This is a genomic window from Streptomyces sp. NPDC029139 (assembly GCF_055564335.1).
Genome location: NZ_JBVHWN010000013.1, coordinates 53,145 through 67,673 on the forward strand (window position 1 = coordinate 53,145; position 14,529 = coordinate 67,673).

Genomic DNA, 14,529 nt, shown 5'->3' on the forward strand with positions numbered 1-14,529 from the left:
GTGTCAGGCGGCGACGGCCGGGGCGGATACGGGGTGCCGGGGCGTGGGCCCGACGTGCGGCTCAGGGCCGCTGCAAGCTGACCCAGTGGGAGGGCTCGGAACTCGGCAGGTCACCGGCCGAGGTCGCCGACACGAAAGAGGCCGGGGCCCCGGTTCTTCCGAACCGGGGCCCCGGCCTTCCGTGGGGAAGGGGACCGCTCAGGCCGCGAGAGGCGCCTTCCGCGCCGCGCCGCGGAGCCCCAGGACACAGGCGACGCCGGCGGTGAGGGCGAACAGCACCATCACCGCGTTGACCAGCACGTCCGGTCCGGCGTCCTGCGCCAGCGCGTTGGACGTCGCCGCCCAGACGCCGAGCACCTGCGTGACGGCCACGAGGCCGAATCCGGCGGCACGCGCCCACGAGGGGCCCTTGTCCGCGAAGGAGGTGAGCCCGAGCGCGGCCGCTCCCCAGAGCAGCAGCAGGACCGTCAGCCCTTCGGCGGCGAGGAAGAGGACGCCGCCGAGGCCGCCGTACCCCCCCGCGTCCGTGTGGTCGATCTCAGAGGTGTCCACCACGAACACCGCAAGGGCCAGCTCCATGAGGAGCAGGTAGCAGGCCTCCAGAACGAGGATCAGGGCACCGGCCCGCTTGACGAAAAGGGTCACTGATTGCTCCTCACAAGCCTGCCGCTCTTGATGATCCACAGCTTGCCGTTCCGCTGGGCGCTGCGGCAATCGTCCCGCGCCTTCGTCCCGGCGCTGTTCTGGCCGGTCCGCTTGCGGCCGATCTCCCGGCCGATCGCGTTGTTCTTCAGGTCCATCTGCTTGTCAACGCCCGAGGACGTCGACTCGTGCCGGGTCGCGAACTCGTAGGCGTCCGTGGTGGACAGGCGGATCTCCATCCGCGCGTTCCAGTAGCAGTGCCGGAAGGAGTCACCCGTGCCCTGGAAGAGGGTGCTGTCGGGGTACCAGTCCTGCGCCTGCTTGAACGCCTTGTTCGCCGCGTCGTAGGCCGCGGTGCAGTCGATCGGGTTCCAGAAGCAGTACGACCTCTCGGAGGGCGTGGCGCTGCCGTAGCCGAAGCCCGGGTCCATCAGGACCGGGTAGGCGAGCTCCTGGCCGGCGGCCGGCGCCAGCGAGGCGGTGACCTCGGTGCCCGAGAGCGTGAGCTTCACGGGGATCTCGACGCCCTTGGCGTCCCTGGCGATCGGGGCGGTGATGAAGGTGAGGTTGCCCAGTTCGTCCGAGACGATGATGACGTTGTCCGCTCCCTGCGTGGCCGTCTGGCCGGGACGCAGCTGGAGGGAGTACGCGTAGCTCTTCGCCGCGGACGCGCTCCGCAGCAGGTGGAACGTCTCGACGGCGTTCTGGCTCGTCCGGATGGCGAGGGTGTCCGCGTCCGTCTGCGTGTTGGGGTAGACGATGACGCCGGTCTCGCTGAGGCCGGCGGTCGCGGCGGCACCCGCGGGCATGGTCACGGCGGTCTGGGTGGTCCCGTCCGCGCTCGTGCCCACGATCTCCTGGCCCGCCGTGCCGGGGAGCTCCACGACGCCGGCGGCGAGGACGGACTCCTCCGTCTCGACGACCTCGGGGTCGATCTGCTCCTGGTAACCCACCGGGGTGTCGTCGACCTCCGGGTACTCGGTGTCGATGGGCCGGTCCTCGGGCTCCGCCTGCTCCTCCTCGGGGTGCAGCAGGTCGGAGAAGTGGGTCTCGGCGATCTGGTTGATGAACGCGGGGGAGAGGCCCCCGGTGATCCGGCCGCTGCGGAAGGTGTACTCCGCCGGGTCCGACCACGTTCCGGCGACGTTCTTGACCCGGGCGGACAGGACGTGCGTGCCGTCCACCGAGGGGGTCAGGGTCACGGTCGCCTTGCCGGCCGTCAGCGCCACGGTGCTCGGCGCGCCACCGTCGAGGGTGTACTCGGCCGTCACCGCCTTGCCCTGGGGATCGGTGATCGTGAACGATCCGGGCGTCCCCGCGCCGCCGTGCCACAGACCGTCGGCGGGGTAGGTGGTGGAGCTGACGGCGGGGGCCGCGGGCACGGACGTGTCCACGGTCAGGGTGCGCCAGACGGACCAACCGCCGTTCCAGAGCTTGCCGTCGTACACGGCGATGCGCCACTTGTACGTCCCCGGCGCCAGCGCGCCGGCCGTCCAGGTGCCGGGCTTGCCGGACGGGACGAAGGCGGAGACCCCGCTCGTGACCTTGGCGGTGGCGTCCGCGTTCCACACCTCGAAGGTGAGGCGCACGGAGTCACCGTCGGGGTCGGTCGCCTGCCCGGTGAGCGTGGGGGTGGTGTCCGCCGTGACCAGGGCGTCGGCGGGGCTCACCGGGGAGGCCAGGTTCGGCTTGGTGTTGTACGTGACGACGAGGGTCGGCTCGGTGGGACCCTGGGACCCGTCCACGTAGTTCGCGGAGCGGAAGCGCCGCCAGCTCAGCGAGTCGGCCTCGTCGACCGCGCGCACCTGGAGGCCGTGGTTCGGCTGGCCCGAGGCCCAGGCCTGGACGATCGCGTCCACGTCCCAGCGCATGAAGTTCGCCGGGCACGCCGAACTGTATCCGTACGCAGCCTTGGAGACGACGGCGCCGTCGGCCGTCGTCGCGGGCTGGACCCCCCAGGTCACCGTGCTGGGGTCCCAGTTCGCGGTGATGCGCCGGACGGCCACGCCGGACCCGGTCGTGGCGCAGCTCGACGACCAGTAGGAGTGCAGCCTGAACTCGGTGTCCAGGATCTGCTTGCCGGCGTACTTCGACACGTCGAACTTCACGTACGACCGGGCCTTCGTGGTGCCGCCGTCGTACGTCCCGGCCTTCAGCTCGGTCGAACCGCGCTGGGAGTCGGGGTAGTTGGTGGCGATCCAGGTGTCCGTGGACGCCGCCAGGGTCGTCGTCGGGTCGATGTTGACCGGGTAGACGACGTCGGGGTCGGTGAGGAACTCCATGCTCGGCTTGAGGACCAGGACCGCCCGGCCCGCCCCCTGCTCGATGCTGGTCTCGATCTCCATGGAGTGGGTCGGGTCCCCGGACTTCGGGTCCGTGCCCATGCCCCACATGCGGGGGGCCGGGGCGCTGGCGACCAACGCCCCCTTGGAGTCCTCGAGTCGCAGGTGCCCCGACCGCTCCTTCTCCAGGCTCAGACCCTTGAGGGTGATCGGGAGCCTCAGCTCCACCGGCTTGGTGGGCCGCTCGTTCAGGATGAGCGACTCCGTGAAGCCCTGCGGGAGTGCGGTGACGTGCAGGTCACCGTCGGGAACGACATCGTCGTAGACCGCGGTGTCGCCCTCGACCCGAGGCGTCGGCAGGGACTTCGACGTGGACCAGTCGAGACCGAAGGTCTGCGTCCCCCGGGTGACGGCGGCGAAGTCCTCGGCCCCGCCGTCGGACAGTTCGACGTCGGCCAGGGCGACTTCGGGTTCCAGCCGCTCCCCGGTGTCGACGAGGGTGGTGTCGAGCTGCTTCCACTCGCCACCCTCCTTGACCCGGAACGGTCCGGACGCGGTCTCCGTGGTGAGCGTCCCGTTCGGGTTCGCCCAGGTGCTGGAGGTCTGCGTCCGCTCGGACAGGGCCTCGACGCGCTCCCCCCTCAACGTGGCGGCCAGGCGGGCCGACGCGAGGTCAGGTGCCTCGGCGCGCTCGGTGGTGGTGTCAACGCCGCTCGATGCGGCGGCGATCGGTGTTTCCTCTACCGCGATGGCCGGCAGCTGTATGGACAGCGTCAGCGCAACGGCGGTCGAGACGGACGCGAGACGTACTGCTCGTCGCATCCATCCCCCCTTAATCGTGCGTTCGATGTGGATCACCTGCGAGGCAGGCGGTGCATGATCATTTCATGAGGATTTAGTAAAGGAACAGTCATGGACTTATGTGATCAGTCACACGGCGTTTCGAGAGGGTGCAACACGTGACTGTTCGTGATCAGGGGGAGGGGGCGGCCCTCGGCCGTGCCGCCGGATGCGCCCGCACACGCCACAACGACGCAGGCCCCGGGTTCCTCCGAACATGGAGGCAACCAAGCCGGGCAGCCTATGGGGTCGGGAGCAGCGACGCCGGAGGCGCGACGTGGACAGCCCGCCTCGCGGGTATGCCGGAGGACGGGCCGTCAGATCCGGCAGGGCACAGCGCCGGTCAGGTTGCAGGACAGGTCATCGACGCGGTCGGCCCCGCACGCGCGGTGCGTGCGGGGCCGGGACGGCTCATGACCCGAGCGGGCGGGGCGCAGCCGGGGTCGAAACGGCGGTTCGTCGCTGTAGCCTCCGGCCCAGCCGGGCCCCGCCTTGTCGGGAGGTCAGCGGCGGATGGTCGGCGTGCGGCGCCGCACGCCGAACCGGCGGCGCAGCTGGTCGAGGAAGTGGAGCGGCCACAGGGGCAGGTCATCGCCGAGGACGTGGTAGGCGGGGCACGTCGGGCAGGGGGTGGCCACGTCGGCGGCCCGGTCGGAGGGTGATGTGCCTCGGGAGGTAGCCGCTGCCGTGGCAGCGGCGGCAGGAGTGCTTCGGGCCGCGGACCGAGTACTTGGGGCCCCGGGACGGGGGCAGGGACAGGGACTTGATGCCGGGGGAGTAAAGGGGTTCAAGTACCCGTACCGCCACGCCCACTGAAGGGCTGGTCGGGGTCGTCGTAGGGGTGGGCGGGCCCGGCGAACCGCACGGACGTCTCCTTGCGCTGAGGGGTGGGCGAGCCCCGGTGGCCGGCCGTGTCGACCCGGGGTGGGCCGCACCGTGGAGTACGGGGGCCAAGCGGGGCGAGGCGGCAGGGCGACGCGGCGGCGCGAGGCGGGCATGGGACGGCCCCGGCCGCTGCGAGGGGCGGGCCGGGTCCAGGCCGGCCCCGGACCCGCCCCGATCACGTGGTCCTGCTGCGGATCATCCGGCGAGGCAGCGGATGCAACCCGAGGTGTTCTGAGCCACGACCTGCCTTGCGGAGCTTGTGCTGCCGGACAGCTCATAGGGGCGTGTTTGAGATCGGTAGTGGGCTGATCGGCGGGTATCTGGCTGGCGGCTACGACGAGCTCGTTACGGGAGCAGCGCCGCCAAGCCGTCCATGATCCGCTCCAGGCCGAAGTCCAGGGCGTCCCCGGCGTGTGGCATGAAGGCGCCCCCTGCGATCGCTGACGTGAGGGCGGGGAAACGGTCCGCGTGGCGCTCCAGGACGTCGGCCGTAAGGCGGGCCCATTCCTCTTTCGCCGCCTCGTCGTGGTCGACGGTCTGCTGGGCGACGTTGCGGATGTGGCCCACGAGCAGCAGGAACGTGTCATGCCGCTGGCGGGCTGACAGGCCGGTGCCGGCCAGCGCGGCCAGGGCGCTGTCCAGCCAACCCAGTTGATTGGGACCCATGATCTGGCGGCGCATGCCGGTGGCCGTCAGGATCCACGGGTGACGGCGGTACACCGCCAGACACTGCCGTGCCCACTCGGTCAGCTGCGGGCGCCATCCGCCGGGGAGGTGAGCAACGGGGACCGTGGGGCCGATCGCGAGGTCGACCATCAGATCGACGAGTTCGGCTTTGCCGGGGACGTACCGGTAGAGCGCCATCGCGGTGACGTCAAGGTTCTTGGCGACCCGCGCCAGGGAGACCGCGTCCAGACCCTCTTCGTCGGCGATCGCGATGGCCGCCTCGGCGATCCGGCCTGCGGTCAGTGAGGGCTTCGGACCCCGGCTCGGCTGACCCTGCTCGCCCCACAGCAGCGCGAAGCTCGCCTTCGCGCCGCTGCCCTGCTTCCCCGTCGGCTTCCGGGGCTCGTTCGCGCTCACCCTGCAACTCCCTCGGCGTCACCCGTTGACGATCTGCACTAACTGTTTATAGCGTATAGCTAACTGCTTACGGCATACACAGTTCATATCCGGGATCTCAGGGAGTCGTCATGCTCACCGCCCTCGTCGCCACCTCCGCCGCCGCGCTCCTCGCCGCACCGACGACCGGAATCCTCAGCCACCGCGCCCTGAAGCGCTCCCGCAACATCTCCCTCATGAAGATCGACACCCCGACCGGCATCGACGACCAGGGCTACGTCCGCATCGGTGGCATCGACCAGTGGATCTCGATCCGCGGCGACGACCGAACCAACCCGGTCGTCCTCGAGCTGCACGGCGGCCCCGGAGCCTCGACCGCGATCTTCGGACCGCGCACCAGATCCTGGGAGAAGCACTTCACGATCGTCCGCTGGGACATGCGTGGCACCCTCAAGACCCTCGGCCGCAGCGGAGCCGACGGACAAGGCGAGATGACCTTCGAGCGGATCTACACGGACGCGGTCGAGGTCACCGACCACATCCGCACCCGCCTCGATGTCGACAAGGTCGTCCTGCTCGGCCACTCCTACGGCAGCGCCTTCGGCCTGCGGCTCGCCCGCGAGTTCCCAGAGCGCTACTCCGCGTACGTCGGCACCGACCAGAACATCCATGACGCCGGCCGCGACGACTTCGTGCACCAGGCGCTCCTCACCCGACTGCGAGCGACGGGGAAGCGCAAGGAACTCGCGGCGGTCGAGGCCCTGGACGCCGACAAGCACCGCTGGACCGCCCGGGAGCGCGCGATGCACGCCAAGCTGCTGGCCACCAGCGATCCGCTGACCCTGGACACGATGAAGAAGGTCGTCATGGGGTCACTGTGGCTTTCGCCGCTGCACTCGCTGCGCGAGCTGGGGCACTTCGTCAAGGGCATGAGCTTCTCGGAGCAGGTCACTACAGGCACGTCCACGTTCGACGACTGGGCGGACGGTACCGAGTTCGAGATCCCGTTCTTCCTCTTCCAGGGTGAGAAAGACGTCCTTACGTCGCCCGACCTCGCCCGCCGCTTCTTCGACGACGTGCAGGCCCCGGTCAAGGCCTTCGCACTGATCGAGGACTGCAGCCACTTCGCGGCGTTCCGCCGGCCGGAACGGTTCCTCGAGCTGCTGTTGGCTCACGTACGGCCAGTTGTCGTCGGCGCCGCGTCGGCTGCTGCAGCAGGCATCTGAACCGGGTGCCACGCTCCTGCCGTCCGGACGTGGTCCCGAACCTGGGTGGGGTGCGCTTGCTGTGGCCCCAGGAGGTCTGCGGTGGCCGAGTGGGTCGGTGGGTCGGGTGAGTCGGGTGGGAGGACAGTGTCACAAGATCGAGAGATCGCACCTCGTCGGGGGGAGAGAGGTGGGCGGTGCGCGGCCGGCCGGGCGGGCGGCGGGCGAGGTACTGGTCGAACTCGGCACGTACGCAGATCCCTTCCCGCTCCGCCGGCTGTGGACGGATGCTGCAGGTCGAGCAGTTCCGTCGGTCAGGTCGTCCACCCACGCTGTCGCGCGCAGGAACGCGGGCGCTTCCTCCTCACACAGCCCCCTGGTCGTACTTCGGGTTTGTGGTTCTGCTCCTCGGGCACGTCCTGACGGTGCTCGGCCTCCTCGGCGGGGCGCCGGTGCTTCCCGGCCTCCCGTCGGTCGTCTTCGCGCTGCGCCGCTCCGGCCTGCGCCTGCATGGGGGTGGCATGTGTGCTGAGGGCGTTGTGTCAGTCGTCGTGGTGGAACGCACAGTGCGTGGAAGGCGTTAGCAGGGTGGTGCACGATGATGCGTGCCCAACGAGAGACGACGTGACAGAAGCTGAGGTGGCACGAGTGGCGATGTGGGATCGGATCAAGGACCAGGCGACCAGAGGTCTGCAGCAGGCCCAAGGAGGGCGCGGCGGCTCCGGCGGCCATGGGCCGGCCGGCGCACGGTCCGGGGGCGGTTCCAGGGCCGAGCTCGTGAGCGCGCTGAAGTCGCAGCTCACGTCGCTGAAGGCGGAGCTGAAGAGCGGCGCGTTCCGGGATGCCAGCATGGCCATGTGCGCGTTGGTGGCCGCCGCTGACGGACGGATCGATCCGGCCGAGCGCCAGCACGTCGAGTCGCTCATCCTCACCAACGATGTCCTTCAGAACTTCCCCGCCGACCAGCTCCGCCAGCGTTTCAACAAGCACGTCGACGAGCTTTCGGCCGGCTTCGTCATGGGCAAGGCGGCGGTGCTTCAGGAGGTCGTCAAGGTGGCGAAGAAGCCCACCGAGGCACGGGCTGTCATCCAGACCGGCATCGTGGTCGCGGGTGCGGACGGCTTCATCGAGCCTGCCGAGGAGCAGATCATCCGCGAGGCGTGCGCCGCACTTGGCCTGCCGGCGGCGGAGTTCGGCATCTGACCCGCTGACCCGCTGACCTCGACGAAGAGACGCGTGACGTGTACCTTCCGCTGGCCCGTCGGGTCCTGCGGGCCGTCCCGGTCGACCAGTAAGGCCCGACCCTCCAGGCGGCTGTCGAGGAACGTGGCCGGCGCGGGGCGCCTTCAGGGGCACCGCGGGCATGGCGCGTCCTGGGGGTGCTAAGGGGTGACCGCACGACTCTCAACCCCGACCTGCGGCGCTGACCCACCTGCCGCTTCTGCGGCCCGTGTGCCAGCCCCTGGTAGGCCCGGCCCGGCTGTCCGGGTTGCTCGGTCGGACAGTGGGGGTGTGGCTTGTGGGATTAGGGGCATGCGGGTGGTGAGCGCATGGGACCGCTCTGGATATGGAGGGTCTGCCGGATTTCCCCCTTCCGGCGGGTTCTTGGGTGGTGAACGGCCCGCACCGGGTGACGGTGCGGGCCGTTCGGCTCGTGTGGGCCCGTTCTGTGGTGCCGGGGGAAAGAGGGCCGTGTGCGGAGCGGCGCCGGGTTGTGGAGCGGCTGTCCCGCCTGCCTTCGTCGGTCTCGGCGACGTGCACCTGGTGCAGGACAAGGACTGCCGTGAGCTCGGGATGCGCTTCGGTGAAGGCGAAACGTTCCGTTGCAAAGGGGCCCGCATGGAGGGGGCAGACGGGAAGAACAGCCGGCGGTCGACGCTCCCCGAGGGAGTCAGCAGCTCAGCTGTCGGCGGCGCTGAGCACGCGCCTGAGGCGTACCGCCATGTACTCGCGGCCCGGGAGAACCACCTTGTTCCGCCTTTGAGCCGCCTGTGTCTGTGTCTGTGTTGGTGTCTCGACGGTCATCTTCCAGGTGTCGCTGAGATCGACGTCCCACTGGCTGTGGCAAGGGCTCGATGCGGCCACTGGGGACCTCACTGGTGATGAGGGCCAGGAAGGAGGCTTGCTCAGTCGATGATCGCGGTGGCTTCGATCTCGACCAGGTGCTCGGGCACGTCCAGCGCCGCGACTCCCAGCAGGGTGGCCGGGGGTGGAGGGGTGACGCCCAGTTTCGTGGCCGCCCGGGTGATCCCTTCCATGAGCAGGGGCATTTTGTCAGGAGTCCAGTCGACGACGTAGACGGTCAGTTTCGCCACGTCCTCGAGGGAGGCGCCGGCTTCGGCCAGTGCTGTGCCGATGTTGAGGTAGCACTGCTCGACTTGAGCGGCGAGGTCGCCTTCGCCGACGGTGACACCGTCGGCATCCCAGGCGACTTGGCCTGCGGTGAAGACCAGCTTCGAGCCCGTCGCGATCGACACCTGGTGGTAGGCGTCGATCTTGGGCAGTCCGCCGGTGTTCAGCAGGGTGATGGGCATAACTGCTTCCTCCTTCATGAGGGCGCGCCGCAAGCTTCGCGCTCTCTTGTGGTTACTTTGGAACCGTAGGAGAGTGGTCGCTGACATGGAAGAACGCACTTTTCAGTGACTGGGGAACCTCATGGTGACCAAGCAGTTCGTAAGCTCGGCCGACGAAGCGGACGTGAGGCGCGCCGACTCTCTGGCTCGGGAGATCTTCTCGGACCTCGCCAACAAGTGGGCTCTCCTGATCATCGAGGGGCTGGGGGAGCGCACACTGCGTTTCGGTGAGTTGAGGGATGAGATCGAGGGCATCAGCCACAAGATGCTCACCCAGAACCTGCGCATGCTGGAGCGCAACGGCCTGGTCGAGCGGACGGTGCACCCGGTCGTGCCGCCGCGGGTCGAGTACACCCTGACCGAGCCGGGCCAAGCCCTGCGAGTGACGATCGATGGCCTGTGTGACTGGACCCACCGGTACCTCGGTCGCATCGAGGCCTCCCGTCACCGCTTCGACGGCTGACAGATTGACCACTCACCTTCCATTCGCCCACTCACCCCAGAGGGCCCGGCCGGCCGGTCCCCACTGCTGCTCCAGCTCCCGCCGCCCCGCGGCGAGGCGGGACCCCCACCGGCGTCCTGGGCGTGCGGGTGCGGTGGGGAGCTTGCCGGTGTGATCCGGTTCGGGGAAGTAGCCGGGGCGTCCCTTGAGGTAGGCGTGGATCGTGGTGACGTTCTTGTAGCCGAGGGGGCCGCAACGTCGCCGGTCGGCGGCAGCGACCAACGCTCCCTGCCAGGCCTTGACGCCGAGATACACCAGGTAAGCGCCCAGCCGTCTCCGTCGGGTACCTGAAGCACTGAAATGTTGAAGCGGGGGCCTACCGACGGTTCGTCACCTGCTCAACCGGCTTGTCCAGCAGGCGCATTATGGCAGTAAAGGTGCATGCCGCAGCTCAGCGACCTATGGTGAGGTTGTAGCCGAATGTGCAGCGGTATGACACCACGTGCGCGGGATTGCCATCCGTCCAAGTACCTTTCGCGCTGGTTCGGTCGCCGCTGGTACCTCGCACCGAAAGTCACGGGGCGGGGCCTGGTTCCCATCACGATCTGTGATCAGAGGGTGTACGGCGATGGACGTCTACGGAAACGACGCAGAGGACCGCCAGGACACGGACACCGGCAAGAACCCGAGCGCGACCATCGAGGCCAGCCCTCGGGCATGCCTGCAGGGCACGACGCTCGACGTCCGTGGCGAAGGTTGGCATGGCTGGAGTGTGGATCTCTCAATCGACGGGCGGCCCGCCGCCCTGGACCACGTCCTGCTCGGCCTGCGCACGGACGACGGGATCCGGCCGGATGGGACCGGGGCGTTCGTCGCCCGGATCTCGACAGCGAAACTGAGGCCGGGGGAGCACACCCTCACCGCCGCGTCCTCGTGGGACGGGGATCGGGCTCACGTGGGCACCGCCTTCGTCGTGGACGAGCGGCGGCTCGCGAACGGATCCGCTGCTCCCGGGGACCAGGACGGAGGCCCGGCCGAGGGCACTGAGCCTGAGGAGGACCCGTACGAGCGCGACCGGTACCACTTTGAGCGGCGCTTCGGGCACCTGGGGTACGTGCCGCCCGGGACCCGGGAGAACCAGATCACGCACGTGCGCGAGCTGCGCGCCCGCCGCGACCGGCTGGAGAACGCGCTCCCGGTCCCGAGCGCGGAGGAGAGCGGCGACGAACCGGACCGGTCCATGCCGGTGCCCGGCGTGGTGAACTGGACGCCGGTGGGGCCTGGTCCTGTCGTGACGCCGTGGGACGCGTGGAGCGGCCGCGCACTCGCCGCGGCCATCGATCCGACCAACACGAACACGGTGTACCTGGGCACGGCCGGAGGCGGACTCTGGAAGAGCACCGACCGCGGCCTGACGTGGTCCCCCAAGAGCGACTTCCAGCGCAGTCTTGCCATCGGATCGGTCGCCATCGACCCGAACGACCCGCAGCACGTCGTGGCCGGCACCGGCCAGTTCGACACGCCGGGCATCGGCTGCTACTACGGCAACGGGCTGCTGCGCTCCCACGACGGCGGCACGACGTGGGCCGAGCTCGGAACCACGGTCTTCCTGCGGGACGAGATGTCCAGGGTGTTCTTCGATCCGACGGACACCACCGGGCAGCGCCTGTTCGTCTCCTCCGGCACGGGTGTGTACGCGAGCACGGACGACGGTCTGAACTGGCAGCAGCTCAGGGCCGCCGACGTCAGCGACATGGTGGCGCTGCGGCCGCCGGGGCCGTCCGGCACGGTGAAGCTCATCGCCGCGGTCAAGGGCTCCGGTCTGTGGACGAGCACCCGCACGTCGGGCAATTGGTCGGCCTGGACGCAGATCTCGTCCGCGGCGTTCCCCGCGGAGTTCGGGAGGGTGAGACTCGCCCAGCAGCAGAGCGATCCCTCGGTCGTGGTCGCCGCGTTCGCCCAGGACAGCGGCATCGCGGGGCTGGCCCGCACCAAGGATGGTGGCGCCAGCTGGACCACCGTCACCGTCCGACTCAACACTCCCGCGGGTGGCTCCGTGTACCAGGCGGCAGGCCACAGCCACGGGCTCACCATCCCCGCCGCGGACCTTACCGCCGCGCCCATGGCGCGCGTCTACACGACCACATCGAGCGGCGCCACGCCGCACACGCACACCTTGTCGCTCACCGAGCCTCAGATGACCACAGTGGCTGGCGGGGGCCAAGTCGTGGCGACGACCAACGCGGACGCCACGGGGCACGAACATCAGGTCCAGTTCCGCATCTGCGGGCAGACCAGCTACAACCTCCACGTCGCCGTGCACCCCACTGACGCCGACACCCTGTTCCTGGGCGAGATCAACCTGTGGCGGAGCACCACGTCGAGCGGCGTCTTCGACCCGGCCCCCATCATCCACTCCGACCATCACGGCTTCGCCTTCGATCCGGTCAACCCCAGCACCTGCTGGGACATGAACGACGGTGGCGTCTACATTTCGACCGACACCGGGGCGACCTGGAGCCACCGCAACCGGGACCTGGGCACCTTGGAGTACATCACGATCGCCCAGCATCCGGAGTGGGAGAACGTGATCCTGGGCGGCACCCAGGACAACGGCACCCAACGCTTCGAGGGCAGTCCGGCCTGGCCGCTGGCAGCGGGGGGCGACGGCGGGTTCTCAGCAATCGATCCGGCGAAACCCACTCGCATGTACCGCCAGTACACCTTCGCGTCCATTTACCGGTCGGACGACGCGGGCGTGAACTGGCTTCCCAAGACCAGCGGCCTCGACGGACGGTCGTACTTCTACTCGCCGTTCGCCTTCGATCCGGCCGACTCCGCCGTCTGCTACTTCGGCGGCTGGGACCTGTGGCGCAGCGCGAACCACGCGGACACCTGGTCGGCCGTCACGTCCGCGCTCAACGATCCCATCTCCGCCATCGCGGTCCACCCCACGGACAGCACCACGATCTACATCGGAACGACGAACGGGCGCGTCTATCGGCTGCAACGCACCGGAGCCACCTGGAATCCCTCGGACGTGCAACGCACGGACCTGACCGGATCACTGCCCTTCGTCTGGATCTCCGACCTCGCCGTGGACCCGAGCGGAACCCTCTGGGCGACCGTGGGCGTCGTCCTCCACGGTGAGGCTCCAGGTGAGTTCTCCAGCGACCACGTCTACCGCCGGACGCCGACCGACACCGACTGGGCGGTGCGCTCCAACGGCCTGGCCCGGGCGAACCCCGTCAACACGATCGTCATCGATCCGGCCAACGTCAACCGGCTCTTCTGCGGGGCCGACACCGGGGTGTTCCGTACGGAGGACGCCGGCCAGAACTGGTACCCCTGGGATCAAGGCCTGCCCAACGTTCCCGTCTTCGACCTCCTCATCCACGCCAAGCACAGACTGCTGCGCGCCGCCACCCACGGTCGCAGCGTCTGGGAACGGCCCATCGACACAGTTGCGGTCAAGATGGTCGACCTCTACATGCGTGACAACATGCTTGACTCCGGCCGGGTGCAGCCCTCGCCCTCGGGAGTCGTGGATCCGCTCGATCCCACGGGCCAGCGCACGCTGTGGTGGTGGCAGAGTGCCGACGCGCTGGTCGACTCGCCCGAGCCGACGTACCAGACGCCGACGCCGGTCAGCGACTACGTCGCCTTCGCCCGGCTGAAGAACCGCACCGCCCGGCGGGGCAAGGTCAACCGTATCTACGTGCAGGTGCACAACCGCGGGGTCAACCCGGCCACCAATGTGCAGGTGCGGGCCTTCCTGGCGAGCGCTGCGGCGGGCCTGCCCGCATTGCCGGCCGACTTCTGGACCGGCGGCCGGCCCTTCACCGGAGACCCGACGGCCACCTTCTGGACGCCCATCGGGCCCACCCGGACGATTCCGCGGCTGGAGCCGGCGGAGCCCGGCATCCTCGAATGGGACTTCCTGGTGCCGCCCAGTGCCGCGGAGCACTCCTGCATCCTTGCCGTGGCCACCTGCGCGGAGGATCCGCTCAATGGAACGGGCGAGTTCGACGTGGGCACTCTGGTGACCACGAGGAAGCACGTCACTCTGAAGAACCTTCAGGTCCTGGACGCTCTGCCCGGGACGACGATGCCGGACACCGCCGTCATCCTCCAGCTCAACAACCCCGCTCTCGAACACCGCCCCTTCAACATCTTCGTCCACTGGGCAGGACTGCCCGCCGGCACCCGGCTGTTCGCCGTCTTCGAGAAGGGGGCGGGCGCGGGACCACGGCCCGGTCACGGTGTCAGACCGATCGGGCACGGGCCGGACATCTTCCCCGGCCAGTTCACCGACCCGCACGGACGTCCCCACCACTTCGACTTCCACCACGCCTACGAGCTCTTCGAGCAGGAGGACGGCCGAAACGACATACGGGCGCTGCGCATTCCGCCGCGCGGCTCGCGTGCCATCGCCCTCAACATCGGCCTTCCCGTCCACACGGACCACGATGGGGAGTACGGCCACGCCGAACTGCACGTGCTTCAAGAAGACGAAGACGGCCGGCTTCTCGGAGGGACCACGTACCACGTGCGTCCGGCCCGTCACACCGACGGCGACCAGGCGGCCTGAGCGGGCT

General features: G+C 69.2%; 11 protein-coding genes. 4 read left to right on the plus strand and 7 right to left on the minus strand.

The window, feature by feature from the left end:
- Positions 1-198: 198 nt before the first annotated feature.
- From ACZ4VW_RS25630 to ACZ4VW_RS25645, 4 genes are all read right to left on the minus strand, one after another.
- Positions 199-645, minus strand: coding sequence for a hypothetical protein (locus tag ACZ4VW_RS25630; protein WP_467966242.1), 447 nt, complete (start codon positions 643-645; stop codon positions 199-201).
- Positions 642-3,746, minus strand: coding sequence for a DNRLRE domain-containing protein (locus tag ACZ4VW_RS25635; RefSeq protein ID WP_467966244.1), 3,105 nt, complete (start codon positions 3,744-3,746; stop codon positions 642-644). Before ACZ4VW_RS25635 ends, ACZ4VW_RS25630 begins: the two co-directional genes overlap by 4 nt.
- A 521-nt stretch (positions 3,747-4,267) precedes the next feature.
- Positions 4,268-4,402 (minus strand): hypothetical protein, encoded by a 135-nt coding sequence (locus tag ACZ4VW_RS25640; RefSeq protein WP_467966246.1) that lies wholly within the window; start codon positions 4,400-4,402, stop codon positions 4,268-4,270.
- A gap of 592 nt (positions 4,403-4,994) precedes the next feature.
- The gene (locus ACZ4VW_RS25645) at positions 4,995-5,732 is read right to left on the minus strand and encodes a TetR/AcrR family transcriptional regulator (protein WP_467966248.1); all 738 of its coding nucleotides are present in this window, start codon (positions 5,730-5,732) and stop codon (positions 4,995-4,997) included.
- 110 nt (positions 5,733-5,842) lie between these two features.
- On the opposite strand from ACZ4VW_RS25645, the gene ACZ4VW_RS25650 reads away from it, so the two are divergent.
- Together ACZ4VW_RS25650 and ACZ4VW_RS25655 are read left to right on the plus strand one after the other, a co-directional pair.
- Positions 5,843-6,937, plus strand: a complete 1,095-nt coding sequence (locus ACZ4VW_RS25650; protein ID WP_467966250.1) for an alpha/beta fold hydrolase — start codon at positions 5,843-5,845, stop codon at positions 6,935-6,937.
- A gap of 627 nt (positions 6,938-7,564) precedes the next feature.
- Positions 7,565-8,119, plus strand: a complete 555-nt coding sequence (locus ACZ4VW_RS25655; RefSeq protein ID WP_467966252.1) for a tellurite resistance TerB family protein — start codon at positions 7,565-7,567, stop codon at positions 8,117-8,119.
- Between the two features lie 696 nt (positions 8,120-8,815).
- Here the strand turns inward: ACZ4VW_RS25655 and ACZ4VW_RS25660 are convergent.
- Both ACZ4VW_RS25660 and ACZ4VW_RS25665 read right to left on the minus strand, forming a co-directional pair.
- A complete protein-coding gene (locus ACZ4VW_RS25660) occupies positions 8,816-9,013 on the minus strand; it encodes a DUF5605 domain-containing protein (RefSeq protein WP_467966254.1) in 198 nt (65 codons plus the stop codon).
- Between the two features lie 29 nt (positions 9,014-9,042).
- Positions 9,043-9,450: a RidA family protein gene (locus tag ACZ4VW_RS25665; protein WP_467966256.1), complete on the minus strand. Its 408-nt coding sequence runs from the start codon at positions 9,448-9,450 to the stop codon at positions 9,043-9,045.
- A 121-nt stretch (positions 9,451-9,571) separates the two neighbouring features.
- Here ACZ4VW_RS25665 and ACZ4VW_RS25670 point away from each other — a divergent pair, with 121 nt between their 5' ends.
- On the plus strand, positions 9,572-9,952 hold the full coding sequence (locus ACZ4VW_RS25670; RefSeq protein ID WP_467966258.1) for a winged helix-turn-helix transcriptional regulator: 381 nt from the start codon (positions 9,572-9,574) through the stop codon (positions 9,950-9,952).
- Between the two features lie 12 nt (positions 9,953-9,964).
- On the opposite strand, the gene ACZ4VW_RS25675 is transcribed toward ACZ4VW_RS25670, so the two are convergent.
- Entirely contained in the window at positions 9,965-10,213 is a 249-nt protein-coding gene (locus ACZ4VW_RS25675) for a hypothetical protein (RefSeq protein ID WP_467966260.1), read from the minus strand.
- Positions 10,214-10,559: 346 nt separating this feature from the next.
- Between ACZ4VW_RS25675 and ACZ4VW_RS25680 the strand changes: the two genes are divergently transcribed.
- On the plus strand, positions 10,560-14,522 hold the full coding sequence (locus ACZ4VW_RS25680; protein ID WP_467966262.1) for a glycosyl hydrolase: 3,963 nt from the start codon (positions 10,560-10,562) through the stop codon (positions 14,520-14,522).
- Positions 14,523-14,529: the final 7 nt, after the last annotated feature.